Consider the following 15274-nt stretch of genomic DNA (forward strand, 5'->3'; position numbering starts at 1 on the left):
GTCCCACCGGCCTCCCCTCCCCCCGCTTCGAGGCCGCGGGCATCCAGACCATTGCCGCCGGCCCGGAAAACGGGCTGGCCCAGGCGCCCGGCTGCTCGCAGTCGGCGCCGCTGTTCCGCTCCACCATGCCGCGTCTAGTGGCGTGGCAGGGGGCGCCGCTGCGCGGACAGGCCGTCGGCCAGACCAAGGGACGGCCGGAAGGCCCGACCGACAGCCAGGGCCGGCCGCTTCCCGGGCCGGGCGCGCAGAACGGCATCCCGCCGGCCCTGCCGCCGGGCGCCGCGGACCCGGCCACCACGCCGGCGATGCACCAGGCGGTGCATCTCTGCCTGGTGGAGCGCTTCTCGCCGCGCCAGCCGCTGGGCGGGGCGTCGCGGGCCGTCTACCGGCTGTGACGCTGCCACCGACCTGAACAGGCCGGGCCCTCCCGCGCAGGGGGTGCCCGGCCTTTTCATGCCCGCCCGCCGGCGATGAAGAAGCGGTGACACGCCGGCGCGCGCGCAGGGCGATCGCGCCGGCCGCGTGCCGGGACGCGCGGGAGAGCGCCGGAAAAACCCCCGCCCCGGCAATGAATCGCCGGCAAAAGCCTGGCGCGGCTCGGATTTCGGGGCAGAATGGCCAGGCTTGGCTCGGGGCTGCCCTGCACGCAGTGCCGGGGTCCTGTGGCGGAAAGGCTCGCTTTTTGCCGCGGGCCATCCTATCTGTGCGCCGCAACAAGCCGCCCGGCCCGCCCGACCCGAACTCCGCCGCACCTCTGCGGAGGGGTCGCCGGGCTTTCAGCACAGGCGGCGCAGCTTCGGAACTGCCCGCCCTATGGAATTGCGCAACGTCGCCATCATCGCCCACGTCGACCATGGTAAAACGACGCTGGTCGACAATCTGCTGAAGCAGGCCGGCGCCTTCCGCGCCAACCAGGCCGTGGCCGAGCGCGCCATGGACCGGAACGACCTGGAGCGGGAGCGCGGCATCACCATCCTGGCCAAGTCCACCGCGGTGGAATGGAAGGGTGTGAAGATCAACATCGTCGACACGCCGGGCCACGCCGACTTCGGTGGCGAGGTGGAGCGCATCCTGTCGATGGTGGACGGCGCCATCGTGCTGTGCGACGCCGCCGAGGGCCCGCTGCCGCAGACCAAGTTCGTGCTCACCAAGGCGCTGGCCCGTGGCCTGAAGCCGATCGTGGTGATCAACAAGGTCGACCGCCAGGACGCCCGCGCCGACGAGGTGCTGAACGAGGTGTTCGACCTCTTCGCCGCGCTGGGCGCGACGGATGAGCAGCTCGACTTCCACACCATGTTCGCCTCCGGCCGCCAGGGCTGGGCCGATCTGACGCTGGACGGGGCCCGCAAGGACCTGTCGCCGATGTTCGACCTGATCCTGAGCCACGTGCCGCAGCCGACCGTCGACGTGAACGCGCCCTTCGCGATGAACGCGACGATCCTGGAGGCCGACAACTTCCTCGGCCGCATCCTGACCGGCCGCATCGAGCAGGGCGTCGCCCGCACGAACATGCCGGTCCGCGTCATGCGCCAGGACGGCTCGATCGTCGAGACCGGCCGCCTGACCAAGCTGATGACCTTCTCGGGCCTGGACCGCGTGCCGGTCGACGAGGTGCAGGCGGGCGACATCTGCGCCATCGCCGGCCTGTCGGAAGCCACCATCCCCGACACCATCGCCTCCCCCGAGGTGACCGAGCCGCTGCCGGCGATCCCCATCGATCCGCCGACCCTGTCGATGACCTTCCGCATCAATGACGGCCCGCTGGGCGGCCGCGAGGGCAAGAAGGTCACGTCGCGCCAGATCCGCGACCGTCTCTTCAAGGAGACGGAAGGCAACGTGGCGATCCGCGTGAAGGTCTCCGAGGAGGTCGACGCCTTCGAGGTGGCCGGCCGCGGCGAGCTGCAGCTGGGCGTGCTGATCGAGCAGATGCGCCGCGAAGGCTTCGAGCTGACCATCGGCCGCCCGCGCGTGCTGACCCAGGTCAACCCGGAGACCGGTGGCCGCGAGGAGCCCTTCGAGGAAGCCGTCATCGACGTCGATGAGGAATATTCGGGCGTCGTCGTCGAGAAGATGTCGATCCGCAAGGGCATGATGCAGGACATGCGTCCGTCCGGCGGTGGCAAGGTCCGCCTGACCTTCCACATCCCGTCGCGCGGCCTGATCGGCTACCACGGCGAGTTCATGACCGACACGCGCGGCACCGGCATGATGAACCGGCTGTTCCTGGGCTATCAGCCCTGGGTCGGCCCGATCGAGGGTCGCATCAAGGGCAGCCTGATCTCCAACTCCGACGGCGAGGCGGTGCAGTACGCGCTGTTCTCCCTGCAGGAGCGTGGCACGCTGTTCGTCGACCCCGGCCACAAGGTCTATACCGGCCTGATCCTGGGCGAGCATTCGCGCGAGAACGACCTCGACGTGAATCCGATCAAGGAGAAGAAGCTGACCAACGTCCGTGCCGCCGGCAAGGACGAGGCCCTGCTGCTGATCCCGCCCCGCCGCATGAGCCTGGAGCAGGCGATCGCCTATATCGAGGACGACGAGCTGGTCGAGGTGACCCCCACCGCCGTCCGCCTGCGCAAGCGCTACCTGGACCCGAACGAGCGCAAGAAGAACTCGCGCCGTTCCGACAGCCAGGCGGCCTGAGAACGCGGCGCCCCCTTCGGGGGGCGCGCCTGACCGAAGCCCGGGGGACCACGTCCCCCGGGCTTTTTTTATGTCTCGACGGGGTTGGTGATCCAGACGATGCGGGTCGGCGCGTCGGTCGGGTTGTCGAACATATGCGGCACGGTGGAGGGGAAGCGGAAGCTGTCGCCCGCCTCCAGCAGATGCGCCTCGTGGTCCAGCCAGAGCCGCAGCGTGCCGGCCAGCACATAGCCCGCCTTCTCGCCCTGGTGCTTGACGAAGTCGGCGCCCGAGGAGCCGCCGGCGCTGAGCGTCAGCTCGTAGAGCTCCATCTGCCCCGGCGCGTCGGGCGCCAGGCTTTCCTTCAGCACGCCCGAGGTGGTCAGCCGCAGCTGCCGGCGATGGCCGCGGCGGACGATGTAGCGCGGCGACGGCCCCTCGGCCCGCTCCTCGAAGAAGAAGGAGATCGGCACCTGCAGCGCCAGGCTGAGCATGCGCAGCGTCCGCACCGAAGGGGTGGCCAGGCCGCGCTCCAGCTGGCTGATCATGCCGATCGACAGGCTGGCGCGGCGGCCGAGCTCCTGCAGCGACAGGCCCATATTCTGCCGCAGCAGCCGGACGCTCTCGCCCAGCCGGCGGTCGCTGGCGGCATCGTCGATGGCAGAGGGGCCGGAAATGGGCGGCGCCGCGGGCGCCACGCCTGCGACGAGGCCTGCCTGATCTTTCATCCGTCCGCTCCTCCCCCCGCCGGGGGCTGCCGTGGCAGTGCGCAAGGGCGCGCGCTGCCACGATGAAGGTGATTGTCGAGCCGCCACAAGGCGATTGACATCAAGCTTTCATCAGCCTGAACATGACGGCAAGAATTTTGATCCCGGTAAAACCCGGGACCAGGGGAAAGCCTGTGCGGTTTCAAGCCAGCCGGAACACCGGCCGCGGCGCCGCGGCCGGCTGAGCGGGAGACGAAGACCATGACGCAAGACGACACCCAGCGTTGGACGCAGCTGCTGGCGCCCACCCGGCGCGGCCTCTTCGCCATCGGCGGCGGCGCGGCCGCGGCGCTGGCCGCCGGGCCCGCCCGCGCCCAGGGCCGCCCGCCCGAGAAGCCGCGCGGCCAGGTCGTGGTCGGCCTCAGCCAGGAGCCGACCGTGTTCCACCCGCTGATGCCCGGCATCGAGGTGGACCAGGGCGTCTGGTGGAACCTGTTCAGCACGCTCTGGTACATCGACCCGGACGGCAAGTTCGTGGCCGACCTGGCCGCCGAGATGCCCAGCCAGACCAATGGCGGCATTTCCGAGGACGGCCTGGTCTGGAAGATCAAGCTGCGCCGCGACGTGAAGTGGCATGACGGCACCGCCTTCACCGCCGAGGACGTCAAGTTCACCCTCGACCTGATCAACAACCCGAATTTCCGCGTGCGCAACCGCGTGGGCCACGGGCTGGTCAAGGACATCAAGGTCACCGCCGTCGACGAGATCGAATGGCGGATGGACGCGCCCTACGCGCCCTACCTGTCGATCCTGTCGCTGACCTTCATGGTGCCCAAGCACATCCTGTCGACGGCGACCGACCCGAACACCTCGCCCTTCAACAATGCGCCGATCGGCACCGGCGCCTTCCGCTGGGGCAGCCGCACCGCCGGCGACAATGTCCAGCTGGTGGCCAACCCCGCCTATCATGGCGCCGGCCCCTATCTGGAGCGGCTGGTCTTCAAGTACATCCCCGACCTGACGGTGATGTACACCCAGTTCCGCACCGGCCAGATCGACTATACCGGCATCTCCGGCATCAGCCCGAACTTCGCGCGCGAGGCCCAGGCCCTGCGCGGCCGGAAGGTGCATGTGAACCCGACCGCCTCGGTCGAGAGCATCGCGCCCAACCTCGGCAGCCCGGCCTTCGGCGACAAGGCGGTGCGCCAGGCGCTCTACATGAGCATGAACAAGAAGGCGCTGATCGACGCCATCTATTACGGCCTGCCGACGCCGACCGAGAGCTTCCTGCCGGCGCAGTCCTGGGCGATCAACCCCGACCTGCCGAAGCACGAGTTCAACGTGGCGAAGGCGAACGAGACGCTGGAGGCCGCCGGCTGGAAGCGCGGCGCCGACGGCATCCGGGTCAAGGACGGGGTGAAGCTCGAATTCGCCAATTCCACCACCGCCGGCAACCCGGTGCGCGAGCAGGCGCAGCAGGTGCTGATGCAGGACTGGAAGGCCGTCGGCGCCGCGATGCGCATCCAGAACATGCCGGCGGCGGTGATCTGGGGCGAGTTCTGGCAGCAGTCGAAGTTCAGCTCGGTGATGGTCGCCGTGAACTACATGCTGGGCAGCGACCCGGACGTGACGCCGCGCTTCAGCAGCAAGGCGATCCCGGCCAAGGGCGGCCGCGGCCAGAACACCTTCCAGTTCGAGAACAGCCGGGTCGACGCGCTGCTGGAGACGGGGGCCACCCAGTTCGAGCAGTCGGCGCGCCGCACCACCTACGGCCAGATCCAGCGCATCATCCGCGACGAGCTGGCGATCCTGCCGATCTTCCAGCAGGTGCTGGTCGAGGGCACCAAGGACGGCCTGACCGGCTTCAAGCCGAACATCAATACTTCTTCGAATTGCTGGAACGTTCGCGAGTGGTACTGGGCCTCCTAAGGGCCCGGTCATCCTCTCTGTCTTGATGAAAGCGTAAGATCCGAATGGCCCCCTATCTCATCCGGCGCTTCGGTCAGGCGGTGCTGCTGCTCCTGGTGGTTTCCATGATCGGCTTCGCCATCCTGCACCTGGCGCCGGGGGGGCCGATGGCGCAGTACGCCATCGGCTCCAACATGTCGCAGGAAGACCTCGACCGCATCGCCCAGCAGCTCGGCCTCGACCGGCCCCTGCCGGTGCAATACGCGGAATGGCTCTGGCGGATGCTGGGGGGCAATTGGGGCACCTCGTTCCGGGACGGCCAGCCGGTGCTGCATGTCATCGGCTCGCATCTCGGCGCCACGCTGCAGCTGATGCTGACGGCGACGCTGCTGGCGATCTTCCTGGGCTGCTGGATCGGCATCCTCGGCGCCATCCGCCGCTACTCCGCCTTCGACTACCTGGCGACGGTGGGCGCCATGGTGGCGCTGTCGATCCCGACCTTCTGGTTCGGCCTGGTCGCCATCTTCGTCTTCTCGGTCGAGCTCGGCTGGCTGCCGGCCGGCAACCGCGAGACGGTGGGCGACGGCTCGCTGCTCGACATGCTGCACCACCTGATCGCGCCGGCGATGGTGCTGGCCCTCGTCGAGACGGCGATCTGGAGCCGCTTCATGCGCTCCTCCATGCTCGACGTGGTCGGCCAGGACTATATCCGCACCGCCCGCGCCAAGGGCCTGCCGCGCTGGAAGGTGCTGACCCGCCACGCCATGCGCAACGCGCTGCTGCCGATGATCACGGTGGCGGGCCTGCAGATGCCGACCCTGCTGGGCGGCGCCCTGGTGACCGAGACGGTCTTCACCTGGCCCGGCATGGGCCGGCTGTTCCTGGATAGCATCAGCTACCGCGACTACCCGGTGGTGATGGGCATCCTGATGTTCTCGGCGGCGCTGGTGCTGCTCGGCAACCTGCTGGCCGACATGCTCTACGCGGTGGCCGACCCCCGCATCCGCCTGAGCTGAGAGAGAACCGGCCATGAGCAGCACGACCGGCGATTTCGCCGCCCGCGAGGCGGCCCTGCCCCTGCCGCAGCGCAACACCGCGCTGCGCCGCTTCTGCCGCCACCGCCTGGCCATGGCGGGCGCCATCATCATCGCCATCCTGGTGGTCGGCTGCTACCTCGGCCCCCTGCTGCTGCCCTTCGACGACACCTTCATCGACATCATGCAGCGCTTCGCGCCGCCCTTGTCGGGGGCGCATCTGCTGGGCACCGACGAGCTCGGCCGCGACATGCTGGCGCGCATCATGATGGGTGGGCGGATCTCGCTGGCGGTCGGCTTCACCGCCATGGTGATCAGCATGGGCATCGGCATCCTGGTCGGCGCCATCGCCGGCTATTACGGCGGCGTCGTCGGCGCGGCGCTGATGCGCTTCGTCGACGCGGTGCTGTGCTTCCCCTCGATCTTCCTGCTGCTGGCCCTCGCCGCCCTGATCGAGCCCGGCGTCGCCTCCATCACCCTGCTGATCGCGGCCACCGCCTGGATGGATGTGGCGCGCATCGTCGAAGCGCAGATCCGGTCCTTGCGCGAGCGCGACTTCGCGGTGGCCGCCGAGGCGCTGGGGGCGTCGGACCTGCGCATCGTCTTCCGCGAGCTGGTGCCCAACGCGGTGGCGCCGATCGTGGTGGCGGCGACGCTGAACGTCGCCAAGGCGATCCTGCTGGAATCCTACATCAGCTATCTCGGCTACGGCATCCAGCCGCCGACGCCCAGCTGGGGCAACATGCTGAACAACGCGCAGATCTACCTGACCAGCGCGCCCTGGCTGGCGATCCTGCCCGGCCTGTTCATCACGCTCGCGGTGACCAGCTTCAACTTCCTCGGCGACGGGCTGCGCGACGCGCTCGATCCCCGGATGGAGAACCACTGATGGCGGGCGAGCTGCTGCTGGAGGTGGACGGCCTCGCGGTCAGCTTCCGCAGCCGGGGCGCCGTGGCGGATGCGGTCAGCGACGTCTCCTTCAAGCTGCGCCAGGGCGAGACCCTGGCCATGGTCGGCGAGAGCGGCTCCGGCAAGAGCGTCACGTCCCTCGCCCTGATGCGGCTGCTGCCCGACGCGCCGCAATGCCAGGTGCGCGGCAGCGTCCGCCTCCGCGACAAGGCGGGGACCGGCATGCTCGACGTGCTGTCGCTGACCGAGCCCGCGATGCAGTCGGTGCGCGGCAACAACATCGCCATGGTGTTCCAGGAGCCGATGACCTCGCTGAACCCGGTCAAGACGATCGGGGCGCAGATCACCGAGACCATCCGCCTGCACCGCCCGATGCCGGCCCGCGCCGCCGAGGACGAGGCGTTGCGCCTGCTCGACCTGGTCGGCATCCCGGCGCCGCGCCAGCGCCTGTCGGCCTATCCGCACCAGCTGTCGGGCGGCATGCGGCAGCGGGCGATGATCGCCATGGCGCTGTCCTGCGAGCCCTCGGTGCTGATCGCCGACGAGCCGACCACGGCGCTCGACGTCACCATCCAGGCGCAGATCCTCGACCTGCTGAAGCGGCTGCAAGAGCAGACCGGCATGGCGGTGATCTTCATCACCCACAACCTCGGCGTCGTCGCCGAGATCGCCGACCGGGTGATGGTGATGTATTCCGGCCGGGTGGTGGAGCAGGCCGATGTGGTGCCGCTCTTCCAGCAGCCGCTGATGCCCTATACCCGCGGCCTGCTGCGCTCGGTCCCCCGGCTGGACCTGGCCGGGCGGCGCAAGGGCGCGCTCTACGCCATCCCCGGCAACGTGCCCGACCCGCGCCAGCCGCCGCCGGGCTGCGCCTTCCACCCGCGCTGCGATTCCTTCTCGGACGGGCGCTGCAATGTCGAGGCGCCGCGGCTGGACACCACCGCCGATGGCCGCCAGGTGCGCTGCCTGCGCTGGCCGGAGTTCGTCGCATGACCGCCCTCGTCGAGATCGACCGCCTGCAGAAGTATTTCCCCGTCGGCGGCGGGCTGTTCGGCCGCGGCGCGAAGCAGGTCCGGGCGCTGGACGGCGTGTCCCTCTCCATCGAGAAGGGCGAAATCCTGTCGGTGGTGGGCGAGAGCGGCTCGGGCAAGACGACGCTCGGCCGCACCGTGCTGCGGCTGACCAACCCGACCGGCGGCGCCATCCGCTTCGAGGGGCAGGACATCACCACCCTGTCGCGGCGCGGGCTGCGGCCGTTCCGCCGGCGGATGCAGCTGGTCTTCCAAGACCCCTTCGCCTCGCTGAACCCGCGCCAGACGGTGGAGCAAATCGTCGCCGTGCCGCTGGCCATCCATGACAGCGGGTCTTCCTCGGCCGCGAAGCGCGAGCGGGTGGCCGAGATGCTGCGCCTGGTCGGGCTGCAGCCGCACCATGCCGACCGCTATCCGCATGAGCTGTCCGGCGGGCAGCGCCAGCGCGTCGGCATCGCCCGGGCGCTGATCATGAACCCGTCCTTCCTGGTCGCCGACGAGCCGGTCTCGGCGCTGGACGTCTCGATCCAGGCGCAGGTGGTGAACCTTCTCCTGGAACTGAAAGAAAAGCTGGGGCTGACCATCCTGTTCATCGCCCATGACCTGGCGGTGGTCGGCCATATCTCGGACCGCATCGCGGTGATGTATCTGGGCCGGGTGGTCGAGATCGCCGAGACCGCGGCGCTGTTCCGCGCCCCCCGCCATCCCTATACCGAGGCGCTGTTCTCGGCCGCCCCCATCCCGGACCCGACGCTGCGCCGCAGCCGCATCCTGCTGCAGGGCGATATCCCGAGCCCGATCGACCCGCCCTCCGGCTGCGCCTTCCGCACCCGCTGCCGCCATGCCCTGCCGGAATGCGCGTCGGTGGTGCCGCCGCTGCGCGCCGTTGGCCCCGGACACCTTTCCGCCTGCATCCGCGACGACCTCGCGCTGCAGGCCTCCGTCGCCTGATTCTTCTTACCTGATTAAGGACGCCCACCCATGTCGCCTCCCGTCGATCGCATCGCCAGCGATGAGAAGCTGCCGGAGGCGGTCGATGTCGTCGTCATCGGCGCCGGCATCATCGGCGTCGCCGCCGCCTATCACCTGGCGAAGAAGGGCCGCTCGGTCGCGCTGATCGAGAAGGGCCATGTCGGCGCCGAGCAGTCCAGCCGCAACTGGGGCTGGTGCCGCCAGCAGGGGCGCGACCGGCACGAGATCCCGCTGGCCCGCGTCGCGCTCGAGATGTGGGGCGGGCTGCATGAGGAGATCGGCGCCGATCTCGGCTTCCGCCGCAAGGGCGTGCTCTGGGTCTCCAACGACCCGAAGGAGCTGGCCGGCTGGGAGCGCTGGGCCGATGTCGCGCGCGAGCAGCAGGTGCACAGCCGCATGCTGAGCCGCGCCGAGATCGCCGAGCGGCTGCCGACCCATACCGAAGGCTGGCTGGGCGGCATGGAGACCCCCTCCGACGGCCGCGCCGAGCCCTCGATGGCGGCCCCGGCCCTGGCCAAGGCGGCGCGCGCCCTGGGCGTGAAGATCCTGCAGAACTGCGCGGCGCGCGGCATGGAGACCAAGGGCGGCGCCATCGACGCCGTGGTCACCGAGCGCGGCCGCATCCGCACCAGCGCCGTGCTGCTGGCCGGCGGCGCCTGGTCGACGCTGTTCTGCCGCCGCCACGGCATCGACCTGCCCCAGGCCATGGTCACCGGCACCGCCTTCAGCACCACCGCCGCGCCGGTGATCACCGAGGGCGGGCTGGGAACCCCCGGCTATTGCATGCGGCGTCGCGAGGATGGCGGCTACACCGTGGCGCTGCGCGGCCGCGGCACGCTGAACCTGACGCCGGAGGGGCTGCGCTACGCCCGCCAGTTCTGGCCGACCTTCCGCACCCGCGCCGCCAAGCTGAAGATCCGCGTCGGCAAGCCCTTCCTCGACGGGCTGATGACCGGCGCCAGCTGGTCCTTCGACAAGGAGACGGTGTTCGAGCGCAACCGCGTGCTGGACCCGGCCCCCGACATGACCCTGGTCGAGGAGGCGCTGACCATGCTGGGCCAGGCCTATCCGGAGCTGGCGGGCGTCCGCTGCGCCGAGGCCTGGGGCGGCACCATCGATTCGACCCCCGACGCGGTGCCGGTGATCTCCGGCGTCGACAAGCTGCGCGGCTTCTACCTGGCGACCGGCTTCAGCGGCCATGGCTTCGGCATCGGCCCGGCGGCCGGGCGGCTGGCCGCCGACATCGTCACCGGCGACACGCCGGTGGTCGATGCCCACCCCTATCGCTACACGCGGCTGATCGACGGCACCTACCTGGCCCCGGCCGGCGCTTTGTAATCGGGCGCGCTCTGAGCGGAAGTTGTTGGCCGGGCGGGCTTGTCCCCCCCGGCCGACGGGTCTAGGGCCGTGGGGTGCGAGATGATCTCTGGTCCTGGCTGACCCGCCAGGCATGGCCCTGCTGGCTGGCGCATGGCGTCGACTGGCAGAATGGCGGCTTCCACGAAAGCCTGTCCCTGGAGGACAAGCGCTGCCCGGCGGATCACCGCCGGCTGCGCGTGGTGGCGCGGCAGGTCTACAGCTTCTCCCTGGCGCATCGCCATGGGCTGCCCCGCGCCGGCGAGGCGGTCGAGCTCGGCCTGGATTTCCTGCGGCGCAAGGCGAAGCGGCCGGATGGCGGCTATGCCTGGCGCTTCGCCCTCGACGGGCGGGTGATCGACGACCGGCGCGACCTCTATGACCATGGCTTCGTGCTGCTGGCGCTGTCGGCCGCGGCGGCCGTGCTGCCCGCGGCACCCTTGCGCGCGATGGCGCTGCAGCTCGACGACTTCATCGAGCACCGCATGACCCATGCCGAGGGCGGCTATCTGGAAAGCCTGCCCCCGGCCCTGCCGCGCCGGCAGAACCCGCATATGCATCTGCTGGAAGCCCGTCTGGCCGCCTTCGAGGCCTTCGGCGACCAGCGTTTCCTCGATGCGGCGACCCGGCTGGTGGCGCTGTTCCGGCGCAAATTCTACCAATTCGCCACCGGCACCCTGGCCGAATTCTACGACGACGACCTGCGCCCCCTGCCCGCCCCGGTCGAGCCCGGGCATCACTGCGAATGGCTCTGGCTGCTGGATTGGCATGCGCGCCTGGCCGGCGGCCATGTCGCCTTGGCCCAGGCGGCGGGGCTGCAGCGCTTCGTCGCCCGCTTCGGCGTGCTGCAGGCTGGCCCGTTGCGCGATGGCGTCGCGCCCAATGGCCAGCCGGCCAGCGACTCGGCGCGGCTCTGGCCCCAGGCAGAGCGGCTGAAGGCGGCCGCGCTGCAGGGCCCGGTGGCCCTGGCGGCGGCCGAGGCGGCGCTGGCGCCCTATCTGCGCCCCGACGGGCTGTGGCATGAGCGGCGGCTGGCGGATGGCAGCCTCAGCCAGGAAGCGGCGCCAGCCAGCAGCCTGTACCACCTGTCCTGCGCGCTGGACTTCGTGGCGCGCCGCGGCTGAAACGACCGGCGCAAGCGGGCGTTATTCGCCCAGCACCATGACCCCGCCCCAGGACAGGCCGATCACCAGCACCACCACCAGCGCCGCGGCGGCGCCGGGGTTGCGGGCGGCGCGGTCCAACATCAGCCCGGCGGCCGAGGCGCCGAGCGCGAACAGCATCAGCACCGAGAGGAAGCCCATCAGCGTGGGGTTCATCGCGGCGATCATCCGCGCAGCGCTTCCACCGAGCGGGGGCCGAAGCCGGCGCGGCGCTGCACCTCCTGCGACTGGCGCTGGGCGTGGCGTTCCTCCGGCGTCATCGCGGCGTAGCGCTGCCGCGCGGCGCGCAGCCAGGCGGTGCGCTGGCCGGGGCGGGCCGCGTCCTCGGCGTTCCGCTCGGCTTCCTGCTCCTCCAGCATCGGCGACTGGCCTGGCTGGTCTTCCTGCGTCTCCGGCGGATAGGCCGCCAGCCAGCCCATCAGGGCCAGGGGCCAGAGCCGGGATCCGGACATATCGGTCATGAGCCCCTCCGTGCCGGCTTGCATCCGGTGCTGCACCATGCGGAACACCATTGGCCAGGGATGCAACGCCTTCATGGCCATCATGTGTCATCGCGTGACAAGATCGGCCCGCTACAGTGCCTCATGGCTTCACGCCTGCTTGAGAACACGCCAGAAGGGTGATTCTTGACGAAGGAACGACGGAACTTGGCGAAAGTCCTGGGCATGCCGACGTTGCTGACCGGGTTGCGCCCGGGCGTCTCCATGTCGCCGGCGCTGGACAGCCGCGGCGCCACCATCCTGCGCCAGGTGGTGGAAATGTACGTGGAGACCGGCGAGCCCGTCGGCTCCCGCACCCTGTCCCGCCGCCTGCCGCTGGCGCTCTCCCCGGCCACCATCCGCAACGCCATGGCCGACCTGGAGGAAGCCGGGCTGCTCTACGCCCCGCATACCTCCGCCGGCCGCCTGCCGACCGAGCAGGGCTTGCGCCTCTTCGTCGACGGGCTGCTGGAATTCGGCGCGCTGTCGGAGGAGGACCGCGACGCCATCGCCCTGCGCTGCGCCGCCTCCGGCCGCAGCATGGAGGAGACGCTGTCGGAAGCCGGGCAGATGCTGTCCGGCCTGGCCGGCGCCGCCGGCCTGGTGGTGGCGCCGAAGACCGAGGCGGCGATCAAGCATATCGAATTCGTCGCCCTCTCCCCGGGCCGCGCCCTCGTGGTGCTGGTGAACGCGCATGGCCAGGTGGAGAACCGCGTCATCGACGTGCCGGCCGGCCTGCCGCCCAGCGCCTTCACCCAGGCCAGCAACTTCATCAACGCACGCCTGTCCGGCCGCACCCTGGAGGAGACCCGCACCAAGGTCGCCGACGAAATCCAGGCCAACCGCTCGGCCCTCGACGGGCTGACCCAGCAGATGATCGAGGCGGGCCTGGCCACCTGGGCCGGCGGCGGCGGCGGGTCGCTGATCCTGCGCGGCCAGTCGAAGCTGCTGGAAAACGTCGACCAGATCGCCCGGGTGCAGGAAATCCAGGCGCTGTTCGAACGGCTCGAAGCGCAGGAGACCATGCTGCGCCTGCTGGAGCTCGCGCAGCGCGGGCAGGGCGTGCAGATCTTCATCGGCGCTGAATCGGGGCTGTTCAACAGCGCCGGACTGTCGATGGTGGTGGCGCCCTTCCGCGACGGGCAGGAACAGATCGTCGGCGCCATCGGCGTGATCGGGCCGACCCGCATCAATTACGGGCGGGTGATTCCGGTGGTCGACTACACGGCGCGGGTGATTGGGAAGCTGTTGGGGTAGTAAAAAAGACAGGCCAGGGGAATGAATTCCCCTGGACCCCTTCTTTTTTCTATTCCTCGATAGCGCCGTGCTGGCGCAGGAACCCCAGCAAGGGCAGCAGCGGCAAGCCAAGGATCGCCGAATGCTCGCCCTGGATTTCCTGGAACAGCTGCACGCCAAGGCCCTCCAGGCGGTAGGCGCCCACCGAGCTCAACACCGCCTGGCCCTCGCTGGCCAGGTAGCGGTCTAGGAAAGCATCGGAAAACCCGCGCATCGTCAGCCGCGGCGTCGCCACATGGTGCCAGACCCGCTGGCCGCCACGCCACAGCACCATCGCCGTGTACAGCGTGTGGCTGCGGCCGCGCAGCGCCTGCAGCTGGTGGCGGGCGGCGGCCAGGTCGGCCGGCTTGTCGAACCAGTCCTTGCCGCAGACCAGCAGCTGGTCGGCGCCGATCACCAGCGACTCGGTGTCGCGGCGGCCGATGCGGGCGGCCTTGGCCTCGGCCAGCAGGATCGCGGCCTCGGCGGGCGGGGCTTCCTCGGCCTGGGCGGCCTCCTTCAGCGCGGCCTCGTCGACATGCGCGGGGCGGGCCTCGAATTCCAGCCCGGCGGCGCGCAGCAGCGCCGCCCGCGTCGTGGAGGAGGAGGCCAGGACCAGCCGGGTCATGCGCCGATCAGCCCGGGCTTGGGCGGCTGGCCGCCACCGCTGCGGCGGGCGTGCCAGGCCTCCATCAGCTGCAGCACCGTCGCCGCCGTCTCCTCGATCGAGCGGCGGGTGACGTCGATCACCGGCCAGCCATGCGTGGTGCAGAGCCGCCGCGCCGCCTGGATCTCCGACTTCACCGCTTCGAAGTCGACATATTCATTGGTGTCCTGCCGCACCCCCCCGGCGCCGATGATCTTCAGCCGGTGGCGGCGGATGTCGATCAGCGCGTCGGTGGCGATGGTCAGGCCGATCACCGGGCAGGGCGGGTTCAGCAGCTCCTCCGGCAGGGTGGCGCCGGGGACGATGGGGACGTTCGCCGCCTTGATGCCGCGATTGGCCAGGTAGAAGCAGGTCGGCGTCTTGCTGCTGCGGCTGACGCCGACCAGCACGCAATCGGCCTCCTCGATGCCGGCCACGCCCTGGCCGTCATCATGCGCCAGCACATAGTGCATGGCGTCGATGCGGCGGAAATAATCGGCGTCCAGCACATACTGGGCGGCCCGCTTCTCCCGCGCCTGCTGGCCCAGCTGGGTCTGCAGCAGGTCCATCACCGGGTCCAGCACCGACAGATGGGCGATGCCCAGCTGCTGGCACACCCCCTCCAGCGCATGCCGCAGCGAGCGGTCGACCAGCGTGAACATCACCGGCCCGGGCTCCGCCTTGATGCCTTCCAGCACCTGCTCGAGCTGCAGGTGGGAGCGCACCAGCGACCAGCGGTGATGCACCACATGCGCCTCGGCGAAGCGGGCGAGCGTCGCGCGGGCGATCGAGTTCAGGGTCTCGCCGGTGCTGTCGGAGACGAGGTGCAGGTTCAGGATGCGGCTGGACATCGGCTCCGGCATGCGGCTGGCGGTGGCGGGAAGGGGTGGCGATCCCTGGGGAGGAAAGCGGGGATTGCTGTGGAGATTGGGGAAAACTTTGCCGCCGACCAGCCCCCCTGGGGGAATCGGGGAGCGAATCCGCATTTTAGGTGCCTTGGGGACATGTCCGGCGATCGGTCCGCACGAGTCCGGGGAAACGCGCGGAAACCGGCCTTTGAACTGGGTTTTGCCCCGATTCGCGCCTGTGGAGAAGTTTGTGGACTGAGAGTCCGCGGAATTGCGTCCCCCTTATCCACAGGCCCTATAAGTCCCCCATCTTTCTTAAAGACT

General features: G+C 70.0%; 15 protein-coding genes. 10 read left to right on the forward strand and 5 right to left on the reverse strand.

The annotated features are described in order from the left end of the window. Window positions 1-395 (forward strand): hypothetical protein (locus tag GVN67_RS08510; RefSeq protein ID WP_200845175.1); only part of this gene is annotated, 395 nt, incomplete at its 5' end. Window positions 396-813: 418 nt separating this feature from the next. Next, window positions 814-2643, forward strand: a complete 1830-nt coding sequence (gene typA, locus GVN67_RS08515) for a translational GTPase TypA (protein WP_159994787.1) — start codon at window positions 814-816, stop codon at window positions 2641-2643. 68 nt (window positions 2644-2711) lie between these two features. Here typA and GVN67_RS08520 read toward each other — a convergent pair whose 3' ends face one another. Beyond that, window positions 2712-3350 carry a helix-turn-helix domain-containing protein gene (locus GVN67_RS08520; protein ID WP_159994789.1) on the reverse strand — a complete coding sequence of 213 codons (639 nt, stop codon included), beginning with the start codon at window positions 3348-3350 and terminating at the stop codon, window positions 2712-2714. A 240-nt stretch (window positions 3351-3590) separates the two neighbouring features. On the opposite strand from GVN67_RS08520, the gene GVN67_RS08525 reads away from it, so the two are divergent. The 7 genes from GVN67_RS08525 to GVN67_RS08555 all read left to right on the forward strand — a co-directional run bounded on the left by GVN67_RS08525 (window position 3591) and on the right by GVN67_RS08555 (window position 11663). Continuing rightward, window positions 3591-5258: a peptide ABC transporter substrate-binding protein gene (locus tag GVN67_RS08525; protein WP_159994791.1), complete on the forward strand. Its 1668-nt coding sequence runs from the start codon at window positions 3591-3593 to the stop codon at window positions 5256-5258. 44 nt (window positions 5259-5302) lie between these two features. Then, window positions 5303-6253: an ABC transporter permease gene (locus GVN67_RS08530; protein ID WP_159994793.1), complete on the forward strand. Its 951-nt coding sequence runs from the start codon at window positions 5303-5305 to the stop codon at window positions 6251-6253. 13 nt (window positions 6254-6266) lie between these two features. After that, a complete protein-coding gene (locus tag GVN67_RS08535) occupies window positions 6267-7160 on the forward strand; it encodes an ABC transporter permease (RefSeq protein WP_159994795.1) in 894 nt (297 codons plus the stop codon). Next, entirely contained in the window at window positions 7160-8173 is a 1014-nt protein-coding gene (locus GVN67_RS08540; RefSeq protein ID WP_159994797.1) for an ABC transporter ATP-binding protein, read from the forward strand. The genes GVN67_RS08535 and GVN67_RS08540 overlap by 1 nt, the downstream gene beginning before the upstream one ends. Then, the gene (locus GVN67_RS08545) at window positions 8170-9162 is read left to right on the forward strand and encodes an ABC transporter ATP-binding protein (protein ID WP_159994799.1); all 993 of its coding nucleotides are present in this window, start codon (window positions 8170-8172) and stop codon (window positions 9160-9162) included. Before GVN67_RS08540 ends, GVN67_RS08545 begins: the two co-directional genes overlap by 4 nt. 30 nt (window positions 9163-9192) lie before the next feature. Continuing rightward, window positions 9193-10521, forward strand: coding sequence for an FAD-binding oxidoreductase (locus tag GVN67_RS08550; RefSeq protein WP_159994801.1), 1329 nt, complete (start codon window positions 9193-9195; stop codon window positions 10519-10521). Window positions 10522-10595: 74 nt separating this feature from the next. Next, the gene (locus GVN67_RS08555; RefSeq protein WP_159994803.1) at window positions 10596-11663 is read left to right on the forward strand and encodes an AGE family epimerase/isomerase; all 1068 of its coding nucleotides are present in this window, start codon (window positions 10596-10598) and stop codon (window positions 11661-11663) included. Between the two features lie 21 nt (window positions 11664-11684). Here the strand turns inward: GVN67_RS08555 and GVN67_RS08560 are convergent, their stop codons facing one another. Together GVN67_RS08560 and GVN67_RS08565 are read right to left on the reverse strand one after the other, a co-directional pair. Continuing rightward, window positions 11685-11858 carry a hypothetical protein gene (locus tag GVN67_RS08560; RefSeq protein ID WP_159994805.1) on the reverse strand — a complete coding sequence of 58 codons (174 nt, stop codon included), beginning with the start codon at window positions 11856-11858 and terminating at the stop codon, window positions 11685-11687. An 8-nt stretch (window positions 11859-11866) separates the two neighbouring features. Next, entirely contained in the window at window positions 11867-12163 is a 297-nt protein-coding gene (locus GVN67_RS08565; protein ID WP_159994807.1) for a hypothetical protein, read from the reverse strand. A 204-nt stretch (window positions 12164-12367) separates the two neighbouring features. On the opposite strand from GVN67_RS08565, the gene hrcA reads away from it, so the two are divergent. Further along, complete coding sequence (hrcA, locus tag GVN67_RS08570; protein WP_159994869.1) at window positions 12368-13438, forward strand: heat-inducible transcriptional repressor HrcA; 1071 nt, start codon at window positions 12368-12370, stop codon at window positions 13436-13438. 49 nt (window positions 13439-13487) lie between these two features. Here the strand turns inward: hrcA and GVN67_RS08575 are convergent, their stop codons facing one another. Both GVN67_RS08575 and GVN67_RS08580 read right to left on the reverse strand, forming a co-directional pair. Beyond that, entirely contained in the window at window positions 13488-14084 is a 597-nt protein-coding gene (locus tag GVN67_RS08575) for a nucleoside triphosphate pyrophosphatase (protein WP_159994809.1), read from the reverse strand. Next, window positions 14081-14953, reverse strand: a complete 873-nt coding sequence (locus tag GVN67_RS08580; protein WP_159994811.1) for a pyruvate, water dikinase regulatory protein — start codon at window positions 14951-14953, stop codon at window positions 14081-14083. The genes GVN67_RS08575 and GVN67_RS08580 overlap by 4 nt, the downstream gene beginning before the upstream one ends. Between the last annotated feature and the right edge of the window lie 321 nt (window positions 14954-15274).

The sequence above is a fragment of the Roseomonas sp. 18066 genome, from assembly GCF_902706185.1.
GTDB lineage: Bacteria > Pseudomonadota > Alphaproteobacteria > Acetobacterales > Acetobacteraceae > Pseudoroseomonas.

Excerpts from the sequence above, each read along its gene's own strand:
- typA (WP_159994787.1), top strand. The coding sequence starts at position 814 with ATGGAATTGCGCAACGTCGCCATCATCGCCCACGTCGACCATGGTAAA.
- GVN67_RS08520 (WP_159994789.1), bottom strand. The coding sequence starts at position 3,350 with ATGAAAGATCAGGCAGGCCTCGTCGCAGGCGTGGCGCCCGCGGCGCCG.
- GVN67_RS08525 (WP_159994791.1), top strand. The coding sequence starts at position 3,591 with ATGACGCAAGACGACACCCAGCGTTGGACGCAGCTGCTGGCGCCCACC.
- GVN67_RS08530 (WP_159994793.1), top strand. The coding sequence starts at position 5,303 with ATGGCCCCCTATCTCATCCGGCGCTTCGGTCAGGCGGTGCTGCTGCTC.
- GVN67_RS08535 (WP_159994795.1), top strand. The coding sequence starts at position 6,267 with ATGAGCAGCACGACCGGCGATTTCGCCGCCCGCGAGGCGGCCCTGCCC.
- GVN67_RS08540 (WP_159994797.1), top strand. The coding sequence starts at position 7,160 with ATGGCGGGCGAGCTGCTGCTGGAGGTGGACGGCCTCGCGGTCAGCTTC.
- GVN67_RS08545 (WP_159994799.1), top strand. The coding sequence starts at position 8,170 with ATGACCGCCCTCGTCGAGATCGACCGCCTGCAGAAGTATTTCCCCGTC.
- GVN67_RS08550 (WP_159994801.1), top strand. The coding sequence starts at position 9,193 with ATGTCGCCTCCCGTCGATCGCATCGCCAGCGATGAGAAGCTGCCGGAG.
- GVN67_RS08560 (WP_159994805.1), bottom strand. The coding sequence starts at position 11,858 with ATGAACCCCACGCTGATGGGCTTCCTCTCGGTGCTGATGCTGTTCGCG.
- GVN67_RS08565 (WP_159994807.1), bottom strand. The coding sequence starts at position 12,163 with ATGACCGATATGTCCGGATCCCGGCTCTGGCCCCTGGCCCTGATGGGC.
- hrcA (WP_159994869.1), top strand. The coding sequence starts at position 12,368 with ATGCCGACGTTGCTGACCGGGTTGCGCCCGGGCGTCTCCATGTCGCCG.
- GVN67_RS08575 (WP_159994809.1), bottom strand. The coding sequence starts at position 14,084 with ATGACCCGGCTGGTCCTGGCCTCCTCCTCCACGACGCGGGCGGCGCTG.
- GVN67_RS08580 (WP_159994811.1), bottom strand. The coding sequence starts at position 14,953 with ATGTCCAGCCGCATCCTGAACCTGCACCTCGTCTCCGACAGCACCGGC.